Origin of the sequence: Pseudomonas sp. 22515 (genome assembly GCF_052044625.1) — a bacterium.
Taxonomy (GTDB): domain Bacteria; phylum Pseudomonadota; class Gammaproteobacteria; order Pseudomonadales; family Pseudomonadaceae; genus Aquipseudomonas; species Aquipseudomonas alloputida.
Window position 1 is genome coordinate 1 of sequence record NZ_JBQENN010000020.1, and the last position, 24,872, is coordinate 24,872.

Here is a 24,872-nt window from a genome sequence, read left to right on the forward strand (position 1 = left end):
GGCAAACAAGGCCAAGGCGGCAGCGAACTGCGTGATGAGTGGGAATTCATCCGCCGTTACATGGAAGAAGGCCCACACGCCGTCCCCCGCCCCCGCCTGAGCACCCAGCTACCCTCACCCATCCAGGCATTCAGCGCCCAGTTCGAAGGCCTTGGGCGTTTCTTCCGCAAAAGCAGCTGGCTGTTCAAAGTTGCGCTGCTGTTTGTCTGGCCCGCGTTCGTCATCATCGGCACCGGCCACTGGCTCAGCCTGCTGCTGTGCTGGCGACCGCGCTGGCCGAAGGTCATCCGCGAGGCCGGCCTGCCCGGCAAGCCAGTCCCACCCGTGACAACCCTGAGCGACTACCCACCCGCAATCCAGGCACGCTTGCTCGCCAACGCCGACCGCTGGCAGCTCAAGCCCGGCAAACGGCCGACGAAAAAACCACGAAAGCGCTCTGCACCTCAAAAGGCCAACGAAAGTGACTGATCAAACTGCACCCGGCGCGCGGGTACATTTGCGACACCTTCACTTCATCGGCAGCCAGTTGCAGCACGATGCAAAGCCATCATCCCATGACCGCTTCCCGTAGTCCGCCCATGTAGTGCTCCAGGCGACTACGCAGCCAACGCTCGGCCGGGGCGCTGTCGGTGGTGCTCAACCAGACCATGGCCAGCTCCAGTGCAGCAGTCTCGAACGGCAGCGTCTCGGCCTGCAGGTTGCCCCAGCGTTCCATACCCTGTGCGGCATAGTCCGGGCAACAGGCCAGCAGGTCGGTACCGGCCAGAATCGCCGGCAGCGAACTGAACTGCGGCACCGACAACACCACCTTGCGTTCACGGCCGATGTCTTTCAACCAGTCATCGACCACACCCTGGGTGTTGGCGGTTGGCGAAACCTGGACATGCGGGCGTTGGCAAAACTCATCCAGTGAAAGCGGCGTGCTGGACTTGTCGGCCCGCACTACCCTGGCTTGCAGGGTGCGTAGCACCTTGCGTTTGGCATTGGCGGGCAGGCCCTTGGTCTGGCTGATACCCACCGTCACATCGCCCGCCGCCAGCAGGTCCGGAATGCGCCAATAGTCCACATGCTGCACGACCACCACCACGTTCGGCGCCTCCACCCGCAGCGCCCGCAACAGCGGCGGCAGCAGGCCCGACTCGACATCATCGGACAAGCCGATGCGGAAGGTCATCTTGCTGGTCAGCGGGTCGAAATCATGGGTCATGCTGAGGGCGACAGACATCGCATCCAAGGCTGGCGTGAGGTACTTGATCACCTCTTCGGCCCTGGCCGAGGGCTCCATGCGGTTGCCCACTCGAACCAGCAACGGGTCGTTGAACATCGCACGCAACCTGGCCAGCGCGGCGCTGACCGTGGGCTGGGCGACGAACAGCTTCTCCGCGGCACGGGTGAGGTTGCGTTCCTGCATCAGCGCTTCGAACACCACCATCAGGTTGATATCGGCTTTGCGCAGTTCGTTGCGGTTCATGGGTGCTCCCGGGCCGTGCTTGTTGTTCGGGTTCAATTCCGGCATCGACATGCATCCTAGCCGAGTCGAAACCTGCACTGCACCCTATGCGATCGCCATTGCCCCCTACTGCGCGACCGGGGTAATCTTCCGCGCTCTTCCCTTCCGGCCTCCCCTGCCGTGCACCGCCCAGGCGTTGACTCGCGAAGCGGTCATTCATGATGCCGACACTTGCATGGCCGCCGCTCACTGGCGCGCCCATCCGCCATCAATACACTCAGGATGACACCATGATCATTCGCCAAGGCATCGCTGCAGACTACCCGCAGCTGCTCGACATCTGGCTGCGCGCTGTTCGCGCGACGCACCACTTCCTGCAACCCTCCGACATCGACGCACTGTTGCCACAGCTGCGCGACGTGTACTTCCCGGCCGTCGAGCTGTGGGTTGCGGTAGACCCCGATGACCAGCCACTGGGCTTTATCGGCTTCAATGAAAACCATGTGGAAATGCTCTTCGTCGACCCAGCGCACCACCGCCAGGGCATTGGCCGTGCACTGCTGGATTTCGGCCGCCAGTCACGCAGTGCGATGAGTGTCGATGTCAACGAGCAGAACCCACAGGCAACAGCGTTCTACCAGCGCTATGGCTTCGTTCAGACCGGCCGTTCACCGCTGGATGGCGAAGGTCGCCCGTTCCCTTTGCTGCACATGAGCTTGCCCACCCGGGCGTGAGCAGGAGGCACTCACCGCGATGGCCCGTAAAGCGAAGCCCCTACCGCCGTCCGACTGGGTCATCCGTAGTGCCCAACCGGGCGGTATCGAGCGTATCGAAGCCTGGTTCGGTAGCCACGGCTACGACCCGCATCGCCACGATACCTATTCGATCGGCCGCACGCTGGCCGGCGTGCAAAGCTTCCACTACAAGGGTTCGCTGCGCCACGGCATACCGGGCAACACGCTGGTGTTGCACCCGGACGAACTGCATGACGGCATGGCCGGCACCGACGCAGGCTTTCGCTACCGCATGGCCTACGTCGACCCGGCACTGATCCAGAACGTGCTGGGTGGTCAGCCTTTGCCCTTCATCGCTGGTGGGCTGTCCAGCGACCCTCGCCTGTACCACGCCAGCGAAGCGTTCGTGCAGGCAGTGGACCACGCGCTGGAGCCATTGGAAGAACAGGACGCCCTGTATGACCTGGCGATCGCCTTGCGGGCCGTCGGCGGCAAGCCGCGCGGGCGCAAGCGCCTGGATTACCAGGCAGCCGAACGCGCCCGGGCCTTCATCATGGAACACCTGCATGTGGGCATAACACTGGACATGCTGGAACAGGCCAGCGGCCGCGAACGCTGGAGCCTGTCGCGTGACTTTCGCACGCTGTACGGCACCAGCCCCTATCGCTTTGTCACCCTGCGCCGCCTCGACAGCTTTCGCCGAATGATCCTGGACGGCTTCACCTTGGTCGAGGCAGCCCTTGCCGCAGGCTTTCATGACCAGAGCCACATGACCCGGCACTTCACCCGTTGCTACGGCGTACCGCCCTTACGCTGGCTGGAGCGTTTGCGAGCGTCACGCTGAGAAACCGCAGTCGCCCGCGTATCCCGTGGGAGCAGGCGTGCAGGATCGTACAAGAACCGGACTCGCCCGGCGCGATAGGCTGACCACTCCACTTTCCGAGGAACTGTCATGCCTGAGTCCCGTCACCCACACCCCTCCCTGCCAGTGAACCTGGTCCACAAGGCCGCGCTTATCGAACAGCAATGGAGCCCCAGGGTCGTTGCCGAGATGAACGATTACCAGTTCAAGGTCGTGCGCATCGAAGGCGAATTCATCTGGCACGCGCACCCGGAGACCGACGAAGCATTCCTGGTGCTGGAAGGCACGCTGCGTATCGACCTGCCGGATGGCTGCGTGCATGTGAACCCTGGGGAACTCTATGTGGTGCCACGCGGCGTCGAGCACCGGACCGCCGCGCAAGGCGAAGCGAAACTGATGATGATCGAACCGCGGGGCATTCTGAATACCGGTCATGAAGGAGGGGATCGCACAGCACAGAGCGATGTCTGGATTTAACAACATTCACCACTTTCAAGCTGATGTCTCTAACTTCACAGCAATAATTAACCATAAACAATCGCCTTATTGCGATTTGTAACCATGGCAATTCGCTCGCCGCCCACACTTCGCAACCCAGCACAGGTTCGCCTCGATATAATTGGATCCAATAACGAGGGTGGCCTGCATGCAAGCACTGGAAAGGGACTACGGACACGGCGATGAAGTGGCCAGCCACTGCCACGCCGAAGACCAGCTGATTTACGCCGCCAGCGGCGTGATGCGGGTCAGCAGCGAGGGCGGCAGCTGGGTGATCCCCGGCGGGCATGCCTTGTGGATGCCTGCGGGGGTCAGCCATGCCATCCGCATGGAGGGCGTGGTCTACCTGCGCACCTTGCTGCTCGATGCCCACATCGAACGCTGCCAGGTCATCGTCGTGTCCGGCCTGCTGCGCGAACTGATCCTGGCGGCGTCACGGGTGCTGAACCTGCGCGACGGCGCGCATGCTCGTGCGCTGATCCTGTACGAACTCGCCGCCGCCCGGCGCATCGATGCCTTCGTCCCTACGCCGCAGCACGCACGCCTGCGTGCCTGGTGCGAGCGCTTCCTGCAGGACCCGGCCCAGGACCTGACCCTGGAGCAATGCGGCGCACAACTGAACATGAGTGCCCGCAGTGTGGCCAGGCTGTTCCAGCGCGAGGTGGGCATGTCGTATGGCCAATGGCGCGCCCGTGCCCGGGTGATGCTCAGCCAGCAGTGCCTGGCCGATGGCAAGCCGATCCTGAACGTTGCGCTGGAGCACGGCTATCAGAGCGCCAGCGCATTTACTGCCATGTTCAAGCGCATCCTCGGCCATGCACCGAGTGATTGGCAAAACGGTACCGCGCGCGAGCACTGAGCCTCAGGTTGTCCCGCTTGCGCGCAGGGTTGTCCCGCTTGCGACAGCGACGCCCATGCAACCCTCGTTAACCTCGCATCACGACCTTTGAGCGACAATCGTGATGCCCTTACTGCACTCATTTCCAGGCCCTGCCCGGCTTGCCACAGCCCTCGGCATGCTCGCTGCACTCGCGGCGTGCGGCCACCAACCCTCGCCTGCCGAACCACCTCCAGCGCTGCAGGCAGACCCGCTGGCGAACATGCCGGCCAGCGTCAGCAAACAGCCCCTGCCCGAACGCTGGTGGGCACTGTATCAAGACCCCCAACTCAACCGCTGGGTACAGCAAGCCCTGGCGCACAACCAAGGCCTGGCACAGGCCGAGGCCAACGTGCAGGCCATGCTGGCCGGCATCGGCGAGTTCGACGTCAGGCGCTGGCCGTCCACCGCGATGGGCGTTGCCGCTACCTATGGAAGAAGCGCCGATGACCAGACGCTGGCCGAGGCGACCGACAGCAACGCGCCGTCACAATGGCAATTCAACCCGGGCATCGAGCTGGCCTATCAGGTGGATATCTGGGGCCAGGTACGCGCCGCCATCCAACGTGCCCGGGTGCAAGCCGAAGCCAGCGCTGCGGCACTAGACCTGGTACGCCTGCAGGTAGTCGCCCAGACCACCCGCGCCTACATCGACCAGTGCACCTACGCGGCCCTCCTGGAGGCAGCGAAGCAGGCCTTGCAAACCCTCGACCACAGCGTGCAACTCAGCCAGCGTCAGCGCCAGGCCGGTGTGGCCACTGCCCTCGACAGCGAGCGCCTGTTGGGCTTGCGGGAGCAGGTGCGTGCGCAACTGCCGATGCTCTCAGCCCGGCGGCAGATGGCGCTTTACGAACTGAGCATGCTCAGTGGCCAGGCCTCGGTGGCCGAAGCCAGGACCTGCGTAGCCATCCCCACGCTGTCGGCGCCGCTGCCGGCTGGCGATGGCTGGCATTTGCTCGAACGCCGGCCAGATGTGCGCCAGGCCGAACGGGAACTGCAGGCGGCCACCCTGGAGACCGACATCGTGCGGGCTGACCTTTACCCAAAGGTCAGCTTCGGCGCTTCGTTGACGTCTTCAGACCATCACCTTGCCAACCTCGGCGCCAGCCGCGCGGTGATGTTCGGCATTGGCCCGCTGATCCGCTGGGAATTTCCCAACCTGCAGGCCAACCGCGCACGGGTGAGCAAAGCCGAGGCATTGCAGCGGGCGCAGGTCGCCCGTTACCACGGCGTGGCGCTGAGCGCGCTGAAAGACGTGCGCCAGGCACTGGCCCGCTACGACGGCGAGCGACAACGCTTGCAGGCGCTGGACGCAGCCCTGGTGCACAGCCAGCACAGCTTTGCCCTGGCCCAGGGTAACTACCGTGCCGGCACCGTGGACGGGCTGGCCCTGCTCGACAGCGAGCGCGAAATGATCAGCCTGCGGGCCAGCCACACAGAAGCCCGAGGGCGCCTGGCGCAAGCGCAGGTAAACCTGTTCCGCGCGCTGGGCGGGCGGTGGTAGCGAGAAGCAAGACCAACAGCGAGCACCGCCCACTGTAGGAGCGGGTTTACCCGCGAAGAATACACCGCGGTGGATGGCACGGGCTTCGCCCGTGTTCGCGGGCAAGCCCGCTCCCACACGCGCCAGCTTTTAGAAATTGAGCAAGACAGTTGCTCCCACAACGGACAGCCAGCAGGCCCAATTCGAGAATGGAAACCAACCATGAATGTTGCCGTAGACAAACCCTCACCCGCCGAAACTGAACAGCGGCCGAGCGCTAGAAGCCGTCGCCGCCTGGCAGTCATCGCCAGCGGCAGCCTGGCCGCAATCACCCTGCTGGCCTTCACCTGCTACTGGTTAAGCACCGGCCGCTACCTGGAAACCACCGACGATGCCTACGTCCGCGCCGACTGGGTGGCCCTGAGCCCACGCGTGGCGGGCTACGTAGCCAAGGTCGAGGTGGCTGACGACCAGCCGGTAAAAGCCGGTGATGTGCTGGTGCGCCTGCAAAACCGCGACTACCGCGCCCGCCTCGACCAGGCCCGGGCTGGCGTGACCGAGGCACAGGCGGCACTGGCCGCCGCCCAGGCCAGCCAACAGGTAGCGACCGAGCGCATCGACCAGCAACAGCAAGCCATCCTGCAGGCCGAGGCTGTCGTGCGCAGCGCCACCGCCGAACAGCACCGCAGTGAACTGGATGTCCAACGCTACCGTGGCCTGGTGCGTGACGATGCAGCGACCATGCAGCGCCTGGAAACCGCCAGCGCCCATGCCAGCCAGGCACAAGCCGCGCGGCAAGGTGCCCAGGCCGCGCTGCGCCAGCAACGCGCTCAACTGGCCATGGCCAAGGCCCGGTCAGCCCAGGCCGAGGCCGAGCTGCAACAACGGGCAGCGGCCCTGGCACGCGCCCTGGCCCACCAACAGCTTTCCGAGCAAGACGAACAGGACACGGTGATCCGCGCGCCGATCACCGGCGTGGTCGGCCAACGCCGCGTACGCACCGGCCAGTACGTGGTGCCGGGCCAGCCGCTGCTGGCTGTGGTGCCCCTACAGCAGGCCTATGTAGTGGCCAACTACAAGGAAACCCAACTGGCCCGCATGCGCCCTGGGCAACCGGTAGAAATACATGTCGACAGCTTCGCCAGCCAGCCACTGCATGGCCATGTGGCCAGTTTCTCGCCAGCCTCGGGCAATGTCTTCGCCTTGCTGCCGTCGGACAATGCCACCGGCAATTTCACCAAGATCGTCCAGCGTTTCCCGGTGCGCATTTTGCTCGACAAACCGTTGGATGGCCCGCAGGTACTGCCCGGCATGTCGGTGGTCAGTACAGTCGACACACGCCCCGCAGAGGTTGCCGATGCGCACTGAGCAAACGGTCTCGCTGCGTGCCTGGGTAGCGGTGCTTGGCGGCCTGTTCGGCTGCTTCATGGCGGGTATGAACGTGCATGTCACCAGCGCCGCACTGCCGGAAATCCGCGGCTCGCTGGGTGCCAGCTTCGAGGAAGGCTCATGGATTTCCACCGCCTACCTGGTGGCGGAAATCGTGATGATTCCACTGACGGCCTGGCTCGTGGAAGTGTTCTCGCTGCGACGGGTGATGTGGACCGGTTCGCTCATATTCCTGATCGCCTCGGTAGCCTGTTCCTGGGCGCCCAACCTGGAGGCGATGATCGTAATCCGGGTGATCCAGGGGGCTGCGGGCGCGGTGCTGATTCCCCTGTCGTTCCAGTTGATCATCACCGAACTGCCGGCCAGCAAGATGGCCATGGGCATGGCGCTGTTCAGCCTGGCCAACAGCGTGGCGCAGGCCGCCGGGCCGTCGATTGGCGGCTGGCTGACCGATGCCTATTCGTGGCGCTGGATCTTCTACCTGCAACTTTTCCCCGGCATTGCGCTGCTGTTGGCCATCGCCTGGTCGATCGAGGCCAAGCCGATGAAGCTCGAACTGTTACGCAAAGGTGATTGGCTGGGTATCGCGGCCATGGTGATCGGCCTGGGCGGCTTGCAGATCGTGCTGGAAGAAGGCGGTCGGCTGGACTGGTTCGGCTCGCCGCTCATTGTCGGCATGAGCGTGGTCGCTGCCATTGCGTTGGTGGTGTTCGTGGTGACCCAGCTGTTCGGCCAGCGCGCGTTCATCAACCTGCGCTTGCTCGGGCACTACAACTTCGGCGTTGCCAGCGTGGCGATGTTCATCTTTGGCGCTGCCACGTTCGGCCTGGTGTTCCTGGTGCCCAACTACCTGTCGCAGTTGCAGGGGTTCAGCGCGCACGACGTGGGCGTGGCGCTGATCGCCTATGGCGTGGTGCAGTTGCTGCTGGCGCCGTTGATGCCCCGGCTGATGGGCTGGACCAGTGCCAAGTTCATGGTCGCCAGCGGCTTTTTGATCATGGCGCTGGGCTGCTGGCTGGGGGCTAGCCTGAGCGCCGACAGTGCCGACAACGTGATCATCCCGTCCACGGTGGTGCGCGGTATCGGCCAGCCTTTCATCATGGTTGCGTTATCGGTGCTGGCGGTGGCCGGGCTGGACAAGCGTGAAGCCGGCTCAGCCTCGGCGGTGTTCTCGATGTTGCGCAACCTGGGTGGCGCCATCGGTACGGCCGGTTTGACGCAACTGGTGGCGACCCGTGAACGCTTTCACAGTGAGCGCATTCACGAGCAGGTGACGCTGTTCGAGCCAAGCGTGCAGGCGCGTATCAACCAGACGGTGCAAAGCTGGCTGCCGCCTCAGCAGCAAATGCTGGAAGCGTTGGCGGCGACCATTCGACGAGAGGCTTACCTGATGGCCTACAGTGATGCGTTCTACCTGGCGTGCCTGGCATTGGTCGGGTGTGCCCTTGCAGCGTTGCTGCTGCGGGCCAGACAGCAGCATTGAAGGCACTATCGAACTCTGTGGGCGACCGGAGCGTTCGGCATTCGGCCGCTGTTACACTGTCAACCGATGAAATTGGCGAGCCCGAGCAAAGGTATGAACCCGACGCGCTACTCCACCGTGGCAAAGGACCTGATGCAAGCGATTGCCAGCGGTCGCTACCCAGTAGGCAGCCTGCTGCCGACCGAGTTCGAGCTGTGCGACCTTTACAATGTGAGCCGGCACACCGTGCGTGCCGCTATCGACCAGTTGCTCACCCAAGGGCTGGTGTCGCGCCGCAAGCGTGTGGGCACCCGGGTGGAGGCCAGCAGCCCGCGCGGCGGCTATTCGCAGTCGTTAGCCAGTGTGGCTGACCTGGCGCACCTGGCAGACACCCAGCAGCGGGAAATCCAGAACGTGCGCCACTTTGTCGCCGACCTGAGCGAGGCGGCGAGGCTGGGGCTGGTGCCGGGGGAGCATTACTTCTGCGTATCGAGCCTGCGCGTCGACAGGCAGCACCCTGCCGCGCCGCTGGGCTGGACCGACGTATATGCGCAGCGCGACTACACCGCGGTCATCGAACTGGCACGCGAGCACCCCGACCAACTTATTGTCGGGTTGATCGAACAGCACTATGGCCGAGCGATCGCAGCGATCGACCAGCAGGTGCGCGCGGTGTTGCTGACAGCGGAAATGGCCAGGGCGCTGAAGGCAGAGGCGGGCTCACCGGGGCTGAAGATCATCCGCCAATACCGCGAGGAAAATGGTGATTTGATGGCGGTCTCAGAGACCGTGCACCCGGATGACCGCTTTACCTTGGTCACCCAGATGCGCCGCGACCGCTCCCCCGCCTGAACCCGCTCGTACAGGGATGGTGCAACTTTCAGCTAATGAACAGGCCGTTGCGCCTAAAGCGCCCCCAGTTGCCTTTCTGCTTCGACCAACTGCCTCGCCCGCGCCGTGCTCACCCGGTGATCGCGTGCCAGCCAGGCGTAGATCGTCGGTAGCACGAACAAGGTGAACAAGGTCCCCACCAGCATCCCGCACACAATCACCACCCCCAACCCGAAACGGCTGTTGGCGCCGGCGCCGCTGGCGAACAGCAGTGGCAGCACGCCAAAAGTCATCGCCGCCGTGGTCATCAGCACTGGCCGCAAGCGTATTTGCGCCGCGCGAATAATGGCGGCAGCACGATCGAGGTTGTCGCGCACCTGAATCTCGTTGGCGAACGCCACCATAAGGATTCCATGCTTGCTGATCAGGCCGATCAGCGTCACCAGGCCAATCTGTGTGTAGATGTTCAGCGTGGCCCAGCCCAGCGCCAATGGCAGCAGCGCACCGCAGATCGACAGCGGCACGGTCACCAGAATGATCAGGGGGTCGACCAGGCTTTCGTACTGTGCCGCCAGCACCAGATAGATCACCACCAGGGCGGCGAGAAATGCCCACATCAAGGCAAAGCCCTCCTGCACATACTGGCGCGATTCCGATTGCCAGTCGTGGCTGAAGCCCGGTGGCAGCTCGGCGGTGAGCTGTTCCAGAAATGCCACAGCGTTGCCCATCGATACACCCGGGGCCGGGATTGCCTGCAGGGTACTGGCGTTCTGCTGATCGAACTGCAACAGGCGGTTGGGTGCCACTTCGATATCCAGGCGCACCAACGTAGCCAGCGGCACCAGGCTGCCATCTTCGGCGCGCACATACTGGCGGCTCAGCGCCGCAGGCGTCAGGCGTTGGTCCTGGATACTCTGCGGGATCACGTCATAAGAGCGCCCGAACAGGGCGAAGCGGTTGAGGTACTGCTCGCCCACCAGCACCCCCAGCGACTCACCAATGGCCTGCATGCTGATGCCCAGGCTCGCCGCCTTGGCCCGGTCCACGCGTACCTTGACCACCGGGTTGTTGTAGTCGAGGTCGCTGTCCACCACGGCGAACAGGCCGCTGTCGCGGGCGCGTTGCTTGAGCACTTCCATGGTCTGGAACAGCTCGGGGTAATCCTGGGCGCTGCGCAGCACCATCTGCACCGGCAGGCCACCGCTGGAGCCCGGCAGCGACGCGACCTGGAAGGCGAAGATGCTGCTGCCCTCGATATCCGCAACGGCCTGTTGCAACTGCGCCTGCACCTGTGCGGCGGAACGGTCGCGCGCCTGCCAGGCGCTGAGGTTGATGCCACCGAAACTGGCGGCCGGGCCGTCGGTACCGTTGATGATCCAGGTGTCGGTGGTTTCGGCAATGGACTTCATCACCTGGTCGAGCTTCAGCGCAAAGCGTTCTGCGTATTCGAGGCTGGCATGCTGCGGCGACTTGATGGCAGTCAGCACCGCCGCCTGGTCCTCGGGTGGCGCCAGCTCGCGCTGTGGCAGCAGGTACAGCCAGGGCAGGCTCAGGCACACCAGCAACGCCACGCCGCCACTGATCCAGCGGTGTGCCAGTGTGTAGGCCAGCACCCGTCCATAGGCCCCGCTCAGCGTACCAAACAACCGATCGGCGAGAGTGGCCATGGCGCCATGCTGCTGACCGGGCTGCAGCAACAGCGAGCTCATCACCGGCGACAGGGTCAGCGCCACAATGCCGGACACGATCACCGCCCCCGCCAGGGTCAAGGCAAACTCACGGAACAGCGTGCCGGTCAGCCCGCCCATCAAGCCAATGGGCGCATACACCGCCGCCAGGGTCAGGGTCATGGCGATCACCGGCCCGGCGATTTCCCGCGCCCCGGCCAATGCTGCCGCGACCGGCGACTTGCCCTCCTCGATATGCCGATGCACGTTTTCCACCACCACAATGGCATCGTCCACCACCAGGCCGATGGCCAGCACCATCGCCAGCAAGGTCAGCAGGTTGAGGCTGAAACCGAACATCAACATCAGGCCTGCGGCCCCCAGCATCGACAGCGGAATGGCCACCACCGCAATCAGCACGCTGCGCAGCGAACCCAGGCACAGCCAGATCACCAACACCACGATCAGCATCGCCTCCACCAAGGTGCGCAGCACTTCATGGATCGACGCATCGATGAAGCGTGCGGTTTCATAGGCCAGCGCCACGTTCACGCCAGGCGGCAAGGTCTGCTGGATCTGTGGCAGCAGTTGGCGAATACCCTCGACAATTACCAGAGGGTTGCCGCTGGGCGTGGGGAACAGCCCCAGGTGCACGGCAGGTTTGCCGTCCATGGTGGCACTGGTCTGCGTGGCCGCCGCACTCAGCTCGACGGTGCCGATATCGCGCAGGCGCACCAGGTCGGTGCCATCGTTGCGGATGATCAGCTCCCGGAAGTCTTCGACCCGGGTCAGGTCGGTGTCCACCTGGATATCGGCCAGCACGTACTGCCCGCGCACCTGGCCCGGCGTTGCCTGGTAGTTGTTGGCACGTACCGCCTGCGCCACGTCCGCCGCCGTCACCCCGCGCCCAGCCATCTGCTCACTGTCCAGCCACAGGCGCATGGCCAGGCGCTGCCCGCCGAACGACTGCACCTTTGCCACGCCGTCGATACCGGAGAACTGCGGTTCCACCACCCGCGACAGGTAATCGCTCAGTTCCGGTATCGACAGGCTGTCGCTGGCAAACCCCACATAGGCCACGGCAGTGGAGTCACCTGCCGACAGTTCCACCACTGGGTCGTAGGCTTTTTCCGGCAGGCGATAGCGCACCTGGTTGACCTTGGCCATGGTTTCGGCCAGCGCCTGGGTCGAATCGCGGTTGAGCACCATGCGCAAGGTGATCAGGCTGCGCCCCTGCTGCGACGACGAGGACAGGTAGTCGATGCCTTCGACCGACGACACTGCCTGGGTGATCGGCTGCGTCACGAAACCCTGCATCAACTCGGCGGAGGCACCGGGGTACTCGGTGCTGATGGTAATGGTCGAGCTTTCCAGCAACGGGTACTGGCGGATCGGCAACTTGCCCATGGCAAACAGCCCCATCAGGATGATCAGGCTGCTGACCACCAGCGCCAGCACCGGCCGGCGCACGAAGACGTCGGTAAACCTCACGACTGCCGCCCTCCCTGGCTGGCCTGCAGGCTGTCCTGCGCCACTGGCTCGACCGGCATGCCATCACTCAGTTTCAGCTGGCCGGAAACCACCACACGGTCACCGGGCGTCAGGCCGGAGGTGATTTCCACCCGCCCCTGCCAGCGCTCACCAGTGGTTACCTGCACCCGGCTCACCCGGGTGCCATGCTGCGGGTCCTGGGTCGCGACAAACACCGTCTGCCCATAGGCGGTGTAGGTGATCGCGGTTTCCGGCACGGCCAGCACGGTCGACGGCTGCGCAGCATCCAGCCGCACGCCGGCATACATACCCGGCTGCAACTGCCCTTGCGGGTTCGGCAAGGCCGCCTGTACCTGCACAAGGCGTGCTGTGCTGACCACCGGATCGACCGCCACCACCCGCGCCTGGAAGTCTTGCCCACGCACCGCATCCACCGTCAGTGCCAGCACTTGCCCGGCGTGCACTTCGGGGGCGGCCTGCTCGCCCAAGGCGAAGTTCACATGCAACTGGCTGATGTCGGCCAGGCTGACGATGGTCTCGCCAGCGCCCAGGTACTGGCCCTGATGCACACGGCGGATGCCGAGCTTGCCGGCAAACGGTGCACGAATGGCCTTCTGCGCGATCAGCGCCTCGACATGCTGCAGCTCACCACGGGCCACGTCCACGGCCGTGGCGGCGTTGTCCAGCAGCTCTTGCGACACGGCATTCATCGCGCGCAGTTTGCGGCTGCGCTGCAGCACCACGTCAGCGTTACGCAACCTGGCCTGCAACTGCACGCGAAGGGCCTGCTCGGGCGCGTCGTTGAGCTGCACCAGCAACTGCCCGGCCGCGACTGTCTGCCCCGACTCGAAGGCGATGCGGGTAATACGCCCTGGCATCTCGGCCGCCACCTGCACCTGGTTGACCGCCTCCAACTCCCCCGAAGCAAAGCGCTGCCGCGCCAGTTGCACCTGCTCGGCCGTGGCCAGCGCCACCTTGGTCGCCGGCCACACCGCCGCAGCGGGTGGCGCCGAGCCGCTTCCCACCAGCGCATAGGCAGCGGCCAGCGCACCGGCAACAGCGCCAGCCCAGGCCAGTAACGTCCGTTTGTTCATGCACAGCTCCGATCACAGGGAAAGCGGTTGCAGGGAAGATCGGGCAGGACTATAAAAGCTCAACTTTACTTGAGGTCAACAGGCATGGCAGCGGACAACACACGGATGCTCACAGTGGGTGAAGTGGCCAAGCGCAGCGGCGTGGCGGTGTCTGCGCTGCACTTCTACGAAACCAAGGGGCTAATCGCCAGCGTCCGTACGGCAGGCAACCAGCGCCGCTATCCCTCGCTGGTGCTGCGTACCCTGGCGATCATCAAAGTGGCCCAGCGCACGGGTATTGCGCTGGAGGAAATCAAACAGGCCTTCAGCCGTTATGCCCCCAACAGCAAGCTCACGGCCGCGCAATGGGGCGAGATGTCCACGGCCTGGCGCGAGGACCTGAATGCCCGCATTCGCACACTGGAAGCACTGCGCGACAGCCTCGACAACTGCATTGGCTGCGGTTGCCTGTCGCTGGAAGACTGCCCGCTGCGCAACCCCGAGGATGTACTGGGCAAGGAAGGGACCGGGGCGCGGATCCTCGAAAAGAAGGCGCGCTAACCTCGCGCGCTCATGCCAGGTGCGACCCTTTGCCGGCGCGCATCACCTGCAGGTGACAAGCAGTCGCTTTGAACCATTGCGGCGATTCACCGCCCTAACCCTGTGCTGTTAACCCAAAGCCGCTCACAGGAAGGAACTAAGCCATCATGAAACGCGAACAGATCGAAGGTGTAGCAGAGGACCTGGCTGGCAAGGCGCAAAGCGCCGTAGGTCGCCTGGTCGAAGACCCGGCGCTGGAAGCCGAAGGCGATGCGCGTCAGGCCGCAGGCCAGGTGACCAAGACCTACGGCGACACCCTGGACACGGTGTCCTCGTTCGTCAAGGAAAAGCCCTTCGCCGCACTGGCCATCACCGCCGCCGTCACACTGGTGGTGTCTCGCCTGCTACGCCGCTGAACCACGGCGCCTCAGGCGTTTCAGGGCCGGATATCTTGTCCGGCCTGCGCCATCACCAGATGGCGATATCGTAGGTCAGGTAAAGGCGATTGCTGTCTCGGCCGCGGGCGAAATCTGATCGATACACATAGTTTCGCAGCTTTACGCCCAGCCCTTTCAGCGGCCCGCCCTGCACCACATAGGCAATCTCGGCATCACGCTCCCATTCTTTGATGCCCTCGCCACCTGAGCGGCCATTGTCGCCACTCAGGTAGCGCGTCATGAAGGTCAGCCCCGGCACCCCGGCGGCAGCGAAGTTGTAGGCGTAGCTGGCCATCCAGGTCTTCTCTTCCTCTTCGATGAACTTGCCGATGCCGACGTTGCTGAACGAATAGACCGTTGCCCCACTGATATACGGCAGCCCCGCTTCACCATCGAGCACCTGGTAACCTGCGCCGACGGTATGCCCGGAGTGGGCGTACGACAGTTGGCCGCTGAACATGTCGTTGTCGATGCCACCGCCATACGCCGTACCGCTGTCGCGGCTTTTGAAGTAACGCAGGTCGGTGGTCAGCACGCCGCCGCCCAGCGGCAGGTCGTGCACCAGCCCGGCGAAGTCCTGGCGGTAGAAATGCTCGAGCTCGCCATGGAAATAACTCAGGCGCAGTTGCTTGCTGACGGCATAGTCAGCACCGGCGAAGCTGAAGTCGCCAGACGCTGGGCCGCCATACCCGTCCAGGTACAACCCGGTACTATTGGATGAGTCGCGCTGTTTGAAGCGGTCCAGGTGGCCAGCGGTAAGGGTGAGGTTGTCGATGTCGGTGCTGGTCAGCTGGGTTCCCTGGTAAGTCTGCGGCAGCAGGCGTGCATCGTTGTACACCAGTACCGGCGTCTTGGGCAGCAAGGTGCCGTGCTTGACCACGGTGCTGCCCAGGCGGGCTTTGGCCGTGATACCGGCGCTGGCGAACTCATCCGCCGCGCGGCCATCGTCATGCACCGGCAACAACCCTGTACCGCTGCGCCCACGGCCGGAATCAAGGCGTACGCCCAGCAGGCCCATGGCGTCGACGCCCAAGCCCAGGGTGCCTTGGGTAAAACCCGACTGGTAGTCGAGCAGAAAGCCTTGAGCCCACTCCACCCGTTCGCTTTTGGCAGTGGCGGCGGCGCGCGCGCTCATGCCCTGCTCGTCGCGGAAGTTCTCGTTGAAATACACGTTGCGTAGCTGCAGCTTGAGCTTGCTGTCTTCGATGAAACCGGCGGCACCGGCCACAGGCAGCCAGCCGCACAGCAGGCCACAAGTGGCCCCACGGAGAGGAAATCGGGACATAGTGGTTACTCTGTTGTTGTTCTTGGGTGAGTCAGGGGGCGCCGAGCGGCGCCCTGGGTGCTTCAAACCATGAAGGACAAGGCGCCGGTCAGCAGCGCCAGCGCTGTGATCACCAACGAGGTGAGCACGGCCCATTTCACGGTGGCTTTCTGGAAGTCGCCGATGTCGCGGTCGACCATGCCCACCAGCAGCAGGGTCGAGGCTACCAATGGGCTCATCAGGTGCACCGGCTGCCCCAGCACCGAAGCGCGGGCGATCTCTACAGGGTCGATGCCGTACGCGGCCGCGGCATTGGCCAGGATCGGCACAACGCCGAAGTAGTACGCGTCGTTGGACAGCACGAAGGTCAGCGGCATGCTGGTCAGCGCCACCACCAGCGGGAACCAGTGGCTCCACGCATCCGGAATCCAGTCCACCAGCGTCTGGGCCAATGCATCGACCATCTTGGTACCCGAGAAAATACCGGCAAAGATGCCTGCGGCGAACACCAGCAGCACCACGGTCATGGCGTTGCCCGAATGGGCGAGGATGCGCTCTTTCTGCAGGTCCAGCTGCGGGTAGTTGATCATCAGTGCGGCGACGAAACCGATCATGAACAGGATGGCCGCGTGCATCAGCCCCAGCACCAGCGCGGTCATCACGGCGATCACCAGCACCAGGTTCACATAGGCAAGGCGCGGGCGTTTGTGCGGGTTGTCGCCAAGGATTTCCTTGATGTAGCAGTTGCCGCCACCGGACTCCAGGGCAATATTGCCGATACGCCGGCGCTCGGCACGGCCCAGCAGGTAGGCGGTGAACACGACCCACGCCGCCCCACCGATGACGGTGGGCAACATCGGAATGAAGTACTCGGTCGCATCCAGACCGAGCGCGGCAATGGCGCGGGTGGCGGGACCACCCCAAGGACTCATGCCGCTCATGATGCTCAATGACAGCATCGATACGGTCGCCAGGATCATCGGGTTCATGCCGATGCGCTTGTACAGCGGCAGCATGGCAGCGCAGGTAATCATGTAAGTCGTGGTGCCATCACCGTCCAGCGCCACCAGCAGCGACAGCAGAGCGGTGCCGATAGCGATCTTGATCGGGTCGCCATTCACCCGCTTGAGAATCTTGCGGATCAGCGGGTCGAACAGGCCGGCGTCGATCATCAGGCCGAAGAACAGGATGGCGAACAGCAGCAGCGCGGCAGACGGTGCGACCATTTTCAGCCCATCGAGCATCATCTTGCCCAGGTCTGGCGCGAAACCGCCAACAACGGCGAAAACAATCGGCACGATGGTCAGCGCGACGATCGGGGACAGGCGTTTACTCATGATCAGGTAGGTGAAGGTCACCACCATGATCAGGCCCAGAAGTGCGAGCATGGTTTGTTCTCTTGTTTTTATTGTCTATGTGGCCCCCTGCAGCGCAGACGGCCCCCTGACCCCCACCCGGCAACGCCTGGTGGGGGCCTGTGAAAAGCTTGAGGGTGTCGAGGCTCAGCCGTGGCGGTGTGGTTCGGCGACCCAGTCGGCCGATTCAGCGACGGGGGTGACCACCGGCTCGCCGTTCAGGCGGCTGTGCAACGTCTGGCGGTCACAGGCGTTTTCCGACAGCGATACCACCACCGTCGCCACAGCGTTGCTGGCAAGACTCGTCAGCGCACGGGCTTCCGACATGAAGCGGTCGACCCCGATCAACAGGGCCAGGCCGGCCAGGGGAATGTCATGGATCACGGTAAGGGTCGAGGCCAAGGCCACGAAACCGCTGCCGGTGACACCTGCCGCGCCCTTGGAGGACAGCAGCATGATCGCCAGCATGGTGACCACCTGGCCCAGGCTCAGGTCGATGTTGCAGGCCTGTGCGATGAACACGGCTGCCAACGACAGATAGATCGCAGTACCGTCCAGGTTGAACGAGTAGCCAGTGGGCAGCACCAGGCCAACCACGCCTTTCTTGCACCCAAGCTTCTCGAGTTTCTCGAGCATGCGCGGCAGCACCGGCTCGGTGGAGGAAGTACCCAGCACGACGAGGAACTCTTCGCGGAAATAGCGCAGCAACTTCCACAGGCTGAAGCCATGGGCGCGGCAGATGCCACCGAGCACCACCAGCACGAAGAAGGCGCAGGCGATGTACAACGTCCCCACCAGCTTGGCCAGCGCACCAAGGGACGTAATGCCGTACTGGCCCACGGTGAATGCCAGTGCGCCGAAAGCGCCGACCGGGGCAAAGCGCATCAGGTAGCCGAAGATGCGGAACACCATGGTCGAGGCCGACTCCAGCACGTCCAGTACCGGCTTGCCCTTTTCGCCCATCGACGAGAGGGCGAAACCGCTGAGTACGGCGATGAACAGCACCGGCAAGACCTCACCCTTGTTGAAGGCACCGATGAAGGTGTCCGGGATGATGTGCATGAAGAAGTCCACCACGCTCAGCTTGGCGGCCGACGCGGTGTACTGGCTCAGGCCCGCTGTGCTCAAGGTAGCAGGATCGATGTTCATGCCGGCACCTGGCTTGAACAGATAGACCGCCGCCAGTCCGATCACCAGGCTGACCACCGTCAAACCCAGGAACAGCAGCAGGGTCTTGCTCATCAAGCGCCCCAGGGAACGCTTGTCGGTCATGCCGGCGATGCCGGTGACGATGGTGCAGAACACCACCGGCGCGATCATCATCTTGATCAGCTTGATGAACGCATCACCCAGCGGCTTGAGGGCCACGGCCTGTTGCGCCCAGAAGTGTCCGACCACCACGCCCAGCAGGACGGCGCAGAGAATCTGGAAATACAGCGATTTGGCGAGTCTCATGGCATCACCCATTGTTGAAATTGTGCGGATGCGCTTGTTACGAATGTGCAGGTCTGGATTGGTGCCTGGAACTACCCGGCCAACCTGCGGAATGTAGGGGCGTAGACGAACCCTGAGAAGAGCCGCCGGGCGGTTCGCACCACCGAAGCCTGGATCGTCTGGCCCTCGGCACCGCTGCGCGTCAGCGCAACATCGATGCCGCCACTTGGGTGCTCCAGGCGGACCTCGGCCAGTTGCTGCGCGCCTTCGCCCAACAGGTCGGCAATCACGGTGCCAGGGCTGACGCAGGCAGTCGCCAGCCCCACGGCTCCCGTGATCGCCAAGGCACGATGGCAGTTGTGCGGCATGAAATAGCGAACCTGCAGCGTGCCGTCGTAGCGCGGCTTGGACACCAGCACTGGCTTGGGGATGACCATGCCACTGACATCGCCCAGGCCCATGGCCTTTCCGGCCTTCAGCCGCAACGCTTCCAGGCGTTCGAGCAGCGCGCTGTTGGCGTCCAGCTGAGCCGGGGTTTCCGAGCCGCTGACACCCACCTGGCTGGCCTCCACTACCATCATCGGCATGGCCATGTCGATGCAGGTCACCGGCACGCCATCAATCACGTCCTGGGCCTTGCCCGTGGGGAACAGCTTGCCGGTCTTGCTGCCGACCGCGTCGAGGAAGGTCAGGTGCACCGGGGCGGCAGTGCCCGGTACCCCATCGATCGCCGTGCGGCCTTCGTAGCGCACGATACCGCCGGGCGTTTCGACCAACGAATTGACGAAGGTGCCAGTGTTGAGGTTACGGATGCGCACCAAGGTCTTGCCTTCCTGGCCTTTTACCAACCCCTGTTCGATGGCGAATGGCCCAACCGCACACAGCATGTTGCCGCAGTTGGGGGCCGTATCGACCCGGCGCTGTGCGACCATCACCTGCACGAACAGGTAGTCGACGTCGGCGTCGGCGTGCAATGACGGGCTGATGATCGCCACCTTGCTGGTCTGAGGGCTGCCGCCACCGATGCCGTCGATTTCCAGCTCATGGCCAGAGCCCATGAGGTTGATCAGCAACTCGTCGCGCTCGACCACATTGGCAGGCAGGTCCCAGGCGTGGAAGAACGGCCCTTTGGAGGTACCGCCGCGCATGAGTACGCAAGGAATTCGTTGCATGATTTCGCACTCTTGTTGATCAATGGACATCATTGATGCTGTGAGCAAAAGAGTGACAGGGATGGATAAATCAATCCAATGCAAATATCGTAGCTATTATTGCGATTCAGACATAAATAAAGCGCCAGGCCAGTCGAAGGTTTTCTTATGGAATATGAGCTGCAAGACATCAGATCTTTCGTGAAAATCGCCGAACTTGGCAGTTTTCATGAGGCCGCCGAAGCGCTTCACCTGTCCCAGCCGGCCCTGAGCCGGCGGATCAAGAAGCTGGAGGAAGGCCTGGGCACCTCCCTACTGGAACGCACCACTCGCCGGGTCAGCCTGACCAGCGTGGGCCGCGACTTCCTGCCCAAGGCCAGGCGCCTGCTGGATGATTTTGAAGACTCGATCCTCAGCATCCGCGAGCTGGCCGAGCGCCAGACCGGTCAGGTTACCCTCGCCTGCATCCCTACCGCGGCGTTCTACTTCCTGCCGTCGGTGATCCGCGATTACAACGAGCAATACCCGAAAATCCGTATTCGCCTGCTGGACCTTAGCGCCAACGACGGGCTCGAAGCCGTGCTGCGCGGCGAAGCCGACTTCGGCATCAACATGATGAGCGGCCAGCACCCGGACATCGAGTTTGTCTCGCTGGTGCAGGAGCACTTTGTACTGGCCTGCCGGCGTGACCACCCACTGGCGAATCGCGCCTCCGTTACCTGGACAGAGCTGGCTGATTACCGCCTGATCGGCGTCGGCCGCCTGAGTGGCAACCGCATGCTGCTGGACCATGCGTTGTCCGGGCTCAACCTGCGGCCCAAGTGGTTCTACGAAGTGCAACACCTGTCCACGTCGCTGGGCATGGTCGAGGCCGGGCTGGGCGTGTCCGCCATGCCCAGCCTGGCCATGCCCAATGCCGACCACCCCACGCTGGTGAGCGTGCCGTTGATCGAGCCGCAAGTCACCCGCACGCTAGGGCTGGTGTACCGGCGCGGCGCATCGCTGTCGCCGGCTGCGGAGAAATTCGTTTCGATCCTGCTGCAGAAATGGCCAAATCGCTGAGGGAAGCGGCGCGCACAAAACCTAGTAAAACTGCCAGTTGCTAATAAAGGCTGTCTGCAGCAGGTTATGTGCAGGCGCACTGTTAGGAAGCATTCTGACGTGAAACACACAGGTGAACACTTTAATTACCGAATATTTGTCGACGAGAGGCGAATGAAGAAACAGCCGCTGTCGTATACAGCTTACGGGGAACTGTGGGCCAGGCCAGACGCGTGCTTAGGGTACAATGGCGAGTGGAAGGACGAGATTTTACAATCGTATAGTCTTGGCCAGGGTCATCGCTACTATAGCCCTGCCTTGATGCGATTTCTCAGTCCAGACGCGTTGAGCCCGTTTGGGCAGGGTGGGGTAAATACATACTGTTATTGCCTGGGCGATCCGGTAAACAGGCATGACCCATCAGGCCGGATAAGCATCATTAAGCTAATGATGCCTTGGCGTAAAACAGGTCTTACTCAATTTCTGAAACAACATAAGATACCTAAGGAGACACTCAAACCATTTTTAAAATACTGGAAAGGAAACTTTTCAGTGTACAAAAAGCAGGAAGATGGGACCTACAAACACTTCTTGATAAAAGCAAAAGGCAAAAAAGGGAAACATGACGCTCTTCCCCATCCTGTCCTGCGCGATCAACTTGCGGGCAAGATTGTTTACACAAAAGGTGATTTAAGAATCGACCCATGGCTGGATGACGGTCGCGAGAGAAACTATGCTCGTGTTGATAAATATTTTGAAGAGTATGGTTTTGAAAGGGTCACCTACCCTCCTAAATTGCTCACAAACACCGCCCCTGCACAGCCACAACAGAACGAACCCGTTGTTAATGGGTTGTCAGAATCATTGGTTCTCGCTTTACGCAGAGTTCCATAAGGCATAAAGTGAAAGCAATGCATCAAAAGGCCTACATGCACGATAATTCACGCGTTTCATTGGATGAAACTTTCGCGATCTCGCACAGAAACTAGTCGTTCTTACCCAGCATGTACCGGTCAAAATGCTCGATATGCTCATCGAGGTTGTCCTCGAGCATCATCCGGTACTGATCGCAGAAGTACTTCAGAATCTCTTCCCGTGCCGCGCCCAGCTCCGCGCCGTTCTTGAAGCTGCGGGCGCTCATCCAGGCGCTGAAGCGCGCGGCACCGAAGGTCAGCGAGGCGCTGACCTTGCCCAGGTCTTCGAACTTTTCGATCTGCTGGTTCGCCAGTTCGATGTGCGCATCGGCGCGATCGTAAAAGGCCTGGTCGGTAGCTTGGGTCATTGGGGTTCACCTTGTTGCGCAATGCGAGCGGGAGGCCAAGCCTTGCATGTCGCGGCGCATACGTGCAAGGCTGAAAAAGGATCACCCATGACGAAAAGGAAGCAAAGCACCTCATGCTTGGAATCACACGTATCCATCGCTATTTGCGCCCACTGCCTGCAAAACCGACTGCAGCCAGTGGGCGTGACCTCAAGGCCAAACGCGCCACCCGCCTCACCTCAACGGTTGCCAACCTCCTCTGCACGCCCCGCTCCGCCCCGCCTTACCTCTGCGTCACTCCTGAGCGTCCCCCTGTCGAACGTGTGCCCCCGACCTGACTGCCTGCACTGCAGCTCACACACCGTTCTCGCCTGTTGCAGGCGGGATGCCTGACGCAACGACAAGGGGCAACAGCCAATGCTTTTCTTTCACGGTAAACACATTTTCAGCGCCATCTTCGATATGGATGGCACCCTCTTCGACACCGAGCGCCTGCGCTTCAAGACACTCAAGCAAGCGTCTCTGGAAATCTTCGGCAAAGCGCTGAGCGAGCAGACCTTGATTGGCTCGCTGGGCCTGAGCGCAAAAAAGGCCGAAGCCCTTGCCAAGGCGCATAACGGCGACGACTTCCCGTACGCCGAAATCCGCCAACGCGCCGATGAACTTGAGCTGGCGTACGTGCGCAATCACGGCGTACCGATCAAGGCCGGCCTGCTGGAGGTGCTGGAGCGCCTGCGCAAGTCGGGCCTGACCATGGCAGTGGCCACCTCCAGCCGCCGTGCTATCGCCGAGGAATACCTGATCAACGCCAACGTGCTGAAGTACTTCGACATCACCGTTTGTGGCGATGAAGTCAGCCAAGGCAAACCCCACCCCGAGATTTTCCTGAAAGCCGCCCGCGCGCTCAATTGCGAGCCAGGCCAGTGCTTCATGGTCGAGGACTCGGAAAACGGCATGCTGTCGGCGATGCGCGCCGAAGGGCAGGCGATCCTGATCGAGGACATCAAGCCGCCTGCGCCGGAAATCAAGGTGGGCGCGCTCAAAGCCTACCGCAGCATGCATGAATTTCTCGCCGACCTGAGCGCGTGCGTACCCGACCTGGGCATGCCTGCATTGAGTGAGCCGTTCCCGGCCTCGATGAACCAGTTCAGCGTGGGCATTCATGGTTTCGGCGCCATCGGCGGCGGTTACCTGACGCAGGTATTTTCCCATTGGGACGGCTACACCCGACCGCGTGGAATCATTGCCGCAACCCGCTCGCGCATGCTGCGCGAAAGCGTCAGCGCCTTCGGCCGCTACAGCGTGCGCTACGGTGCCACATCGTTCGACCAGACCATCGACAACGTGCGCATGATCGACATGGACGATGACGACGCCGTCATCAGCATGTACACCACTGCCGAAATCATCGGCCTGAGCCTGCCCGAGCAGGCCATCAGAAGCCAGGCCAGGGTGATCGCCCAAGGCCTGCTGCAACGCTTCGAGCGCCGAGGCCGCGAGCTGACCCTGCTGATCGTGTTGAACAAGGTTGGCGGTGCGGCGTTCGTGCAGCGTCATGTGCAAGCCGAGCTGGCGTTACTGTGCCCGCCTGCGATCAGCGAGCAGGTTTTGCAAAAGACCCATTTCGCCGAAACGGTGGTCAGCCGCATCGTCTCCAAACTGGGCAATGACGCGCTGGTGCGGCAACTGCGCATCAAGTCGCAGATGTTCCAGAACAGCCTGGAAGACGAGCCCGCAAGCACCTGCAAACCTTCAGCGCCGCTACCGGAGTACGAACGGCTGATCGGCCACTTCAGGCCCTTTGCACAGCCCAGCAGCGCCATGAGCCAACTGCATCTGGTGCTGTTCAACAGCGAAGCTGACATGCCGCTTTACGCCGAACGCGGCAGCGATCTGCTCGAACGCCTGCGCCAGGTGAAGACAGTGCCAGACATCGCCCAGATCCAGATCATCAAGAACCGCCTGTGGAACGGCCCGCATGCCATCGTGGCCTGGTACGCCAGCCTGCTGGGCCATGCCTGGGTCGGCCAGGGCATGGGCGATGCGCGGGTGAGTGAGTTGGCCGAGCGCCTGATTCGCCAGGAGGTCGCGCCCGCACTGGTGGCCGAATACCCACAGATGGCCGAGGTGGTCAGCCGCTTTGCCGAAGCATTCCTCGAGCGCTGCAAAACCTCGTTCAAAGACCCCTGCGCCCGGGTAGGCCGCGACCCCTTGCGCAAGCTGCAACGCAACGAACGCATCCTCAGCAGCATCGACCTTGCCCGCAAGCACGGTATTGCAACCCCGGCCCTGGCGTTTGGCGCCGGGCTCGCCATTCACCACGCCCTGAACTGCAGCAACAGCAAGGACCTGGAAAGCCAGGCAATCAGGCAGGTTTACCTGGATAACCAGGAAAGCGTCGAAGCCGTGCTCACCCATGCCAACAAACCGTTCCCCGGGTTGTGCCCCGTCAAGGACGCGGAACTGATCGCTGCCATCCGTGAAGGCTTCCGCCAATTGCCACAGCCAGCTTCGCGCCACGCGGTTGCTGTAGGCTCATAACCAGCCCTGGCCGGGACACCGTGGGCGCGGG

At 62.8% G+C, this 24,872-nt stretch carries 22 protein-coding genes; 14 read left to right on the forward strand and 8 right to left on the reverse strand.

Annotation, left to right across the window (positions count from 1 at the left end):
- On the forward strand, window positions 1-468 hold a 468-nt coding region (locus ACTJJN_RS18530), incomplete at its 5' end, for a DUF6708 domain-containing protein (protein WP_440781494.1).
- 79 nt (window positions 469-547) lie between these two features.
- Here ACTJJN_RS18530 and ACTJJN_RS18535 read toward each other — a convergent pair.
- A complete protein-coding gene (locus ACTJJN_RS18535) occupies window positions 548-1,471 on the reverse strand; it encodes a LysR substrate-binding domain-containing protein (protein WP_440781495.1) in 924 nt (307 codons plus the stop codon).
- A 269-nt stretch (window positions 1,472-1,740) separates the two neighbouring features.
- On the opposite strand from ACTJJN_RS18535, the gene ACTJJN_RS18540 reads away from it, so the two are divergent.
- The 8 genes from ACTJJN_RS18540 to ACTJJN_RS18575 all read left to right on the forward strand — a co-directional run bounded on the left by ACTJJN_RS18540 (window position 1,741) and on the right by ACTJJN_RS18575 (window position 9,607).
- Complete coding sequence (locus tag ACTJJN_RS18540; RefSeq protein WP_012053200.1) at window positions 1,741-2,184, forward strand: acetyltransferase; 444 nt, start codon at window positions 1,741-1,743, stop codon at window positions 2,182-2,184.
- 19 nt (window positions 2,185-2,203) lie between these two features.
- A complete protein-coding gene (locus ACTJJN_RS18545; protein WP_004577449.1) occupies window positions 2,204-3,028 on the forward strand; it encodes an AraC family transcriptional regulator in 825 nt (274 codons plus the stop codon).
- Between the two features lie 108 nt (window positions 3,029-3,136).
- Window positions 3,137-3,523, forward strand: coding sequence for a cupin domain-containing protein (locus tag ACTJJN_RS18550; RefSeq protein ID WP_003247285.1), 387 nt, complete (start codon window positions 3,137-3,139; stop codon window positions 3,521-3,523).
- Window positions 3,524-3,692: 169 nt separating this feature from the next.
- Window positions 3,693-4,403, forward strand: a complete 711-nt coding sequence (locus tag ACTJJN_RS18555; protein ID WP_014860983.1) for an AraC family transcriptional regulator — start codon at window positions 3,693-3,695, stop codon at window positions 4,401-4,403.
- 103 nt (window positions 4,404-4,506) lie between these two features.
- Window positions 4,507-5,925 (forward strand): efflux transporter outer membrane subunit, encoded by a 1,419-nt coding sequence (locus tag ACTJJN_RS18560; protein ID WP_440781496.1) that lies wholly within the window; start codon window positions 4,507-4,509, stop codon window positions 5,923-5,925.
- 201 nt (window positions 5,926-6,126) lie between these two features.
- Window positions 6,127-7,272: an HlyD family secretion protein gene (locus ACTJJN_RS18565; RefSeq protein ID WP_014753979.1), complete on the forward strand. Its 1,146-nt coding sequence runs from the start codon at window positions 6,127-6,129 to the stop codon at window positions 7,270-7,272.
- The gene (locus tag ACTJJN_RS18570; protein WP_014753980.1) at window positions 7,262-8,776 is read left to right on the forward strand and encodes a DHA2 family efflux MFS transporter permease subunit; all 1,515 of its coding nucleotides are present in this window, start codon (window positions 7,262-7,264) and stop codon (window positions 8,774-8,776) included. Before ACTJJN_RS18565 ends, ACTJJN_RS18570 begins: the two co-directional genes overlap by 11 nt.
- Window positions 8,777-8,869: 93 nt before the next feature.
- Entirely contained in the window at window positions 8,870-9,607 is a 738-nt protein-coding gene (locus tag ACTJJN_RS18575; protein WP_017147814.1) for a GntR family transcriptional regulator, read from the forward strand.
- Between the two features lie 53 nt (window positions 9,608-9,660).
- On the opposite strand, the gene ACTJJN_RS18580 is transcribed toward ACTJJN_RS18575, so the two are convergent.
- Window positions 9,661-12,744: a MexW/MexI family multidrug efflux RND transporter permease subunit gene (locus ACTJJN_RS18580; RefSeq protein ID WP_440781497.1), complete on the reverse strand. Its 3,084-nt coding sequence runs from the start codon at window positions 12,742-12,744 to the stop codon at window positions 9,661-9,663.
- Window positions 12,741-13,838, reverse strand: a complete 1,098-nt coding sequence (locus tag ACTJJN_RS18585; protein ID WP_012053208.1) for an efflux RND transporter periplasmic adaptor subunit — start codon at window positions 13,836-13,838, stop codon at window positions 12,741-12,743. Before ACTJJN_RS18585 ends, ACTJJN_RS18580 begins: the two co-directional genes overlap by 4 nt.
- 84 nt (window positions 13,839-13,922) lie before the next feature.
- Here ACTJJN_RS18585 and soxR point away from each other — a divergent pair, with 84 nt between their 5' ends.
- Together soxR and ACTJJN_RS18595 are read left to right on the forward strand one after the other, a co-directional pair.
- Window positions 13,923-14,378 (forward strand): redox-sensitive transcriptional activator SoxR, encoded by a 456-nt coding sequence (soxR, locus tag ACTJJN_RS18590; RefSeq protein ID WP_004577443.1) that lies wholly within the window; start codon window positions 13,923-13,925, stop codon window positions 14,376-14,378.
- A gap of 146 nt (window positions 14,379-14,524) precedes the next feature.
- Entirely contained in the window at window positions 14,525-14,773 is a 249-nt protein-coding gene (locus tag ACTJJN_RS18595; RefSeq protein ID WP_003247275.1) for a CsbD family protein, read from the forward strand.
- A 52-nt stretch (window positions 14,774-14,825) separates the two neighbouring features.
- Here the strand turns inward: ACTJJN_RS18595 and ACTJJN_RS18600 are convergent, their stop codons facing one another.
- From ACTJJN_RS18600 to ACTJJN_RS18615, 4 genes are all read right to left on the reverse strand, one after another.
- A complete protein-coding gene (locus ACTJJN_RS18600; RefSeq protein ID WP_108190891.1) occupies window positions 14,826-16,079 on the reverse strand; it encodes an OprD family porin in 1,254 nt (417 codons plus the stop codon).
- A gap of 62 nt (window positions 16,080-16,141) precedes the next feature.
- Window positions 16,142-17,446, reverse strand: coding sequence for a CitMHS family transporter (locus tag ACTJJN_RS18605; RefSeq protein ID WP_440781498.1), 1,305 nt, complete (start codon window positions 17,444-17,446; stop codon window positions 16,142-16,144).
- A gap of 114 nt (window positions 17,447-17,560) precedes the next feature.
- On the reverse strand, window positions 17,561-18,868 hold the full coding sequence (locus ACTJJN_RS18610) for a dicarboxylate/amino acid:cation symporter (RefSeq protein ID WP_012053211.1): 1,308 nt from the start codon (window positions 18,866-18,868) through the stop codon (window positions 17,561-17,563).
- Between the two features lie 71 nt (window positions 18,869-18,939).
- The gene (locus ACTJJN_RS18615) at window positions 18,940-20,019 is read right to left on the reverse strand and encodes a 4-oxalomesaconate tautomerase (RefSeq protein WP_440781499.1); all 1,080 of its coding nucleotides are present in this window, start codon (window positions 20,017-20,019) and stop codon (window positions 18,940-18,942) included.
- A 147-nt stretch (window positions 20,020-20,166) separates the two neighbouring features.
- On the opposite strand from ACTJJN_RS18615, the gene ACTJJN_RS18620 reads away from it, so the two are divergent.
- Both ACTJJN_RS18620 and ACTJJN_RS18625 read left to right on the forward strand, forming a co-directional pair.
- Window positions 20,167-21,060, forward strand: a complete 894-nt coding sequence (locus ACTJJN_RS18620; protein WP_003247268.1) for a LysR family transcriptional regulator — start codon at window positions 20,167-20,169, stop codon at window positions 21,058-21,060.
- Between the two features lie 153 nt (window positions 21,061-21,213).
- On the forward strand, window positions 21,214-21,933 hold the full coding sequence (locus ACTJJN_RS18625; RefSeq protein WP_085983054.1) for an RHS repeat-associated core domain-containing protein: 720 nt from the start codon (window positions 21,214-21,216) through the stop codon (window positions 21,931-21,933).
- A gap of 91 nt (window positions 21,934-22,024) precedes the next feature.
- Here the strand turns inward: ACTJJN_RS18625 and ACTJJN_RS18630 are convergent, their stop codons facing one another.
- Complete coding sequence (locus tag ACTJJN_RS18630; protein WP_014753990.1) at window positions 22,025-22,321, reverse strand: DUF3144 domain-containing protein; 297 nt, start codon at window positions 22,319-22,321, stop codon at window positions 22,025-22,027.
- Window positions 22,322-22,717: 396 nt separating this feature from the next.
- On the opposite strand from ACTJJN_RS18630, the gene mtlD reads away from it, so the two are divergent.
- Window positions 22,718-24,841 carry a bifunctional mannitol-1-phosphate dehydrogenase/phosphatase gene (gene mtlD, locus ACTJJN_RS18635; RefSeq protein ID WP_440781500.1) on the forward strand — a complete coding sequence of 708 codons (2,124 nt, stop codon included), beginning with the start codon at window positions 22,718-22,720 and terminating at the stop codon, window positions 24,839-24,841.
- Window positions 24,842-24,872 lie beyond the last annotated feature (31 nt).

Bases quoted from the DNA above. Each gene is read 5' to 3' on its own strand.
- ACTJJN_RS18625 (WP_085983054.1), top strand. From the start codon at position 21,214: ATGAAGAAACAGCCGCTGTCGTATACAGCTTACGGGGAACTGTGGGCC.
- ACTJJN_RS18620 (WP_003247268.1), top strand. From the start codon at position 20,167: ATGGAATATGAGCTGCAAGACATCAGATCTTTCGTGAAAATCGCCGAA.
- ACTJJN_RS18540 (WP_012053200.1), top strand. From the start codon at position 1,741: ATGATCATTCGCCAAGGCATCGCTGCAGACTACCCGCAGCTGCTCGAC.
- ACTJJN_RS18600 (WP_108190891.1), bottom strand. From the start codon at position 16,079: ATGTCCCGATTTCCTCTCCGTGGGGCCACTTGTGGCCTGCTGTGCGGC.
- ACTJJN_RS18555 (WP_014860983.1), top strand. From the start codon at position 3,693: ATGCAAGCACTGGAAAGGGACTACGGACACGGCGATGAAGTGGCCAGC.
- ACTJJN_RS18610 (WP_012053211.1), bottom strand. From the start codon at position 18,868: ATGAGACTCGCCAAATCGCTGTATTTCCAGATTCTCTGCGCCGTCCTG.
- ACTJJN_RS18605 (WP_440781498.1), bottom strand. From the start codon at position 17,446: ATGCTCGCACTTCTGGGCCTGATCATGGTGGTGACCTTCACCTACCTG.
- soxR (WP_004577443.1), top strand. From the start codon at position 13,923: ATGGCAGCGGACAACACACGGATGCTCACAGTGGGTGAAGTGGCCAAG.
- ACTJJN_RS18565 (WP_014753979.1), top strand. From the start codon at position 6,127: ATGAATGTTGCCGTAGACAAACCCTCACCCGCCGAAACTGAACAGCGG.
- ACTJJN_RS18535 (WP_440781495.1), bottom strand. From the start codon at position 1,471: ATGAACCGCAACGAACTGCGCAAAGCCGATATCAACCTGATGGTGGTG.
- mtlD (WP_440781500.1), top strand. From the start codon at position 22,718: ATGCTTTTCTTTCACGGTAAACACATTTTCAGCGCCATCTTCGATATG.
- ACTJJN_RS18550 (WP_003247285.1), top strand. From the start codon at position 3,137: ATGCCTGAGTCCCGTCACCCACACCCCTCCCTGCCAGTGAACCTGGTC.
- ACTJJN_RS18630 (WP_014753990.1), bottom strand. From the start codon at position 22,321: ATGACCCAAGCTACCGACCAGGCCTTTTACGATCGCGCCGATGCGCAC.
- ACTJJN_RS18615 (WP_440781499.1), bottom strand. From the start codon at position 20,019: ATGCAACGAATTCCTTGCGTACTCATGCGCGGCGGTACCTCCAAAGGG.
- ACTJJN_RS18595 (WP_003247275.1), top strand. From the start codon at position 14,525: ATGAAACGCGAACAGATCGAAGGTGTAGCAGAGGACCTGGCTGGCAAG.
- ACTJJN_RS18585 (WP_012053208.1), bottom strand. From the start codon at position 13,838: ATGAACAAACGGACGTTACTGGCCTGGGCTGGCGCTGTTGCCGGTGCG.
- ACTJJN_RS18545 (WP_004577449.1), top strand. From the start codon at position 2,204: ATGGCCCGTAAAGCGAAGCCCCTACCGCCGTCCGACTGGGTCATCCGT.
- ACTJJN_RS18570 (WP_014753980.1), top strand. From the start codon at position 7,262: ATGCGCACTGAGCAAACGGTCTCGCTGCGTGCCTGGGTAGCGGTGCTT.
- ACTJJN_RS18575 (WP_017147814.1), top strand. From the start codon at position 8,870: ATGAACCCGACGCGCTACTCCACCGTGGCAAAGGACCTGATGCAAGCG.
- ACTJJN_RS18560 (WP_440781496.1), top strand. From the start codon at position 4,507: ATGCCCTTACTGCACTCATTTCCAGGCCCTGCCCGGCTTGCCACAGCC.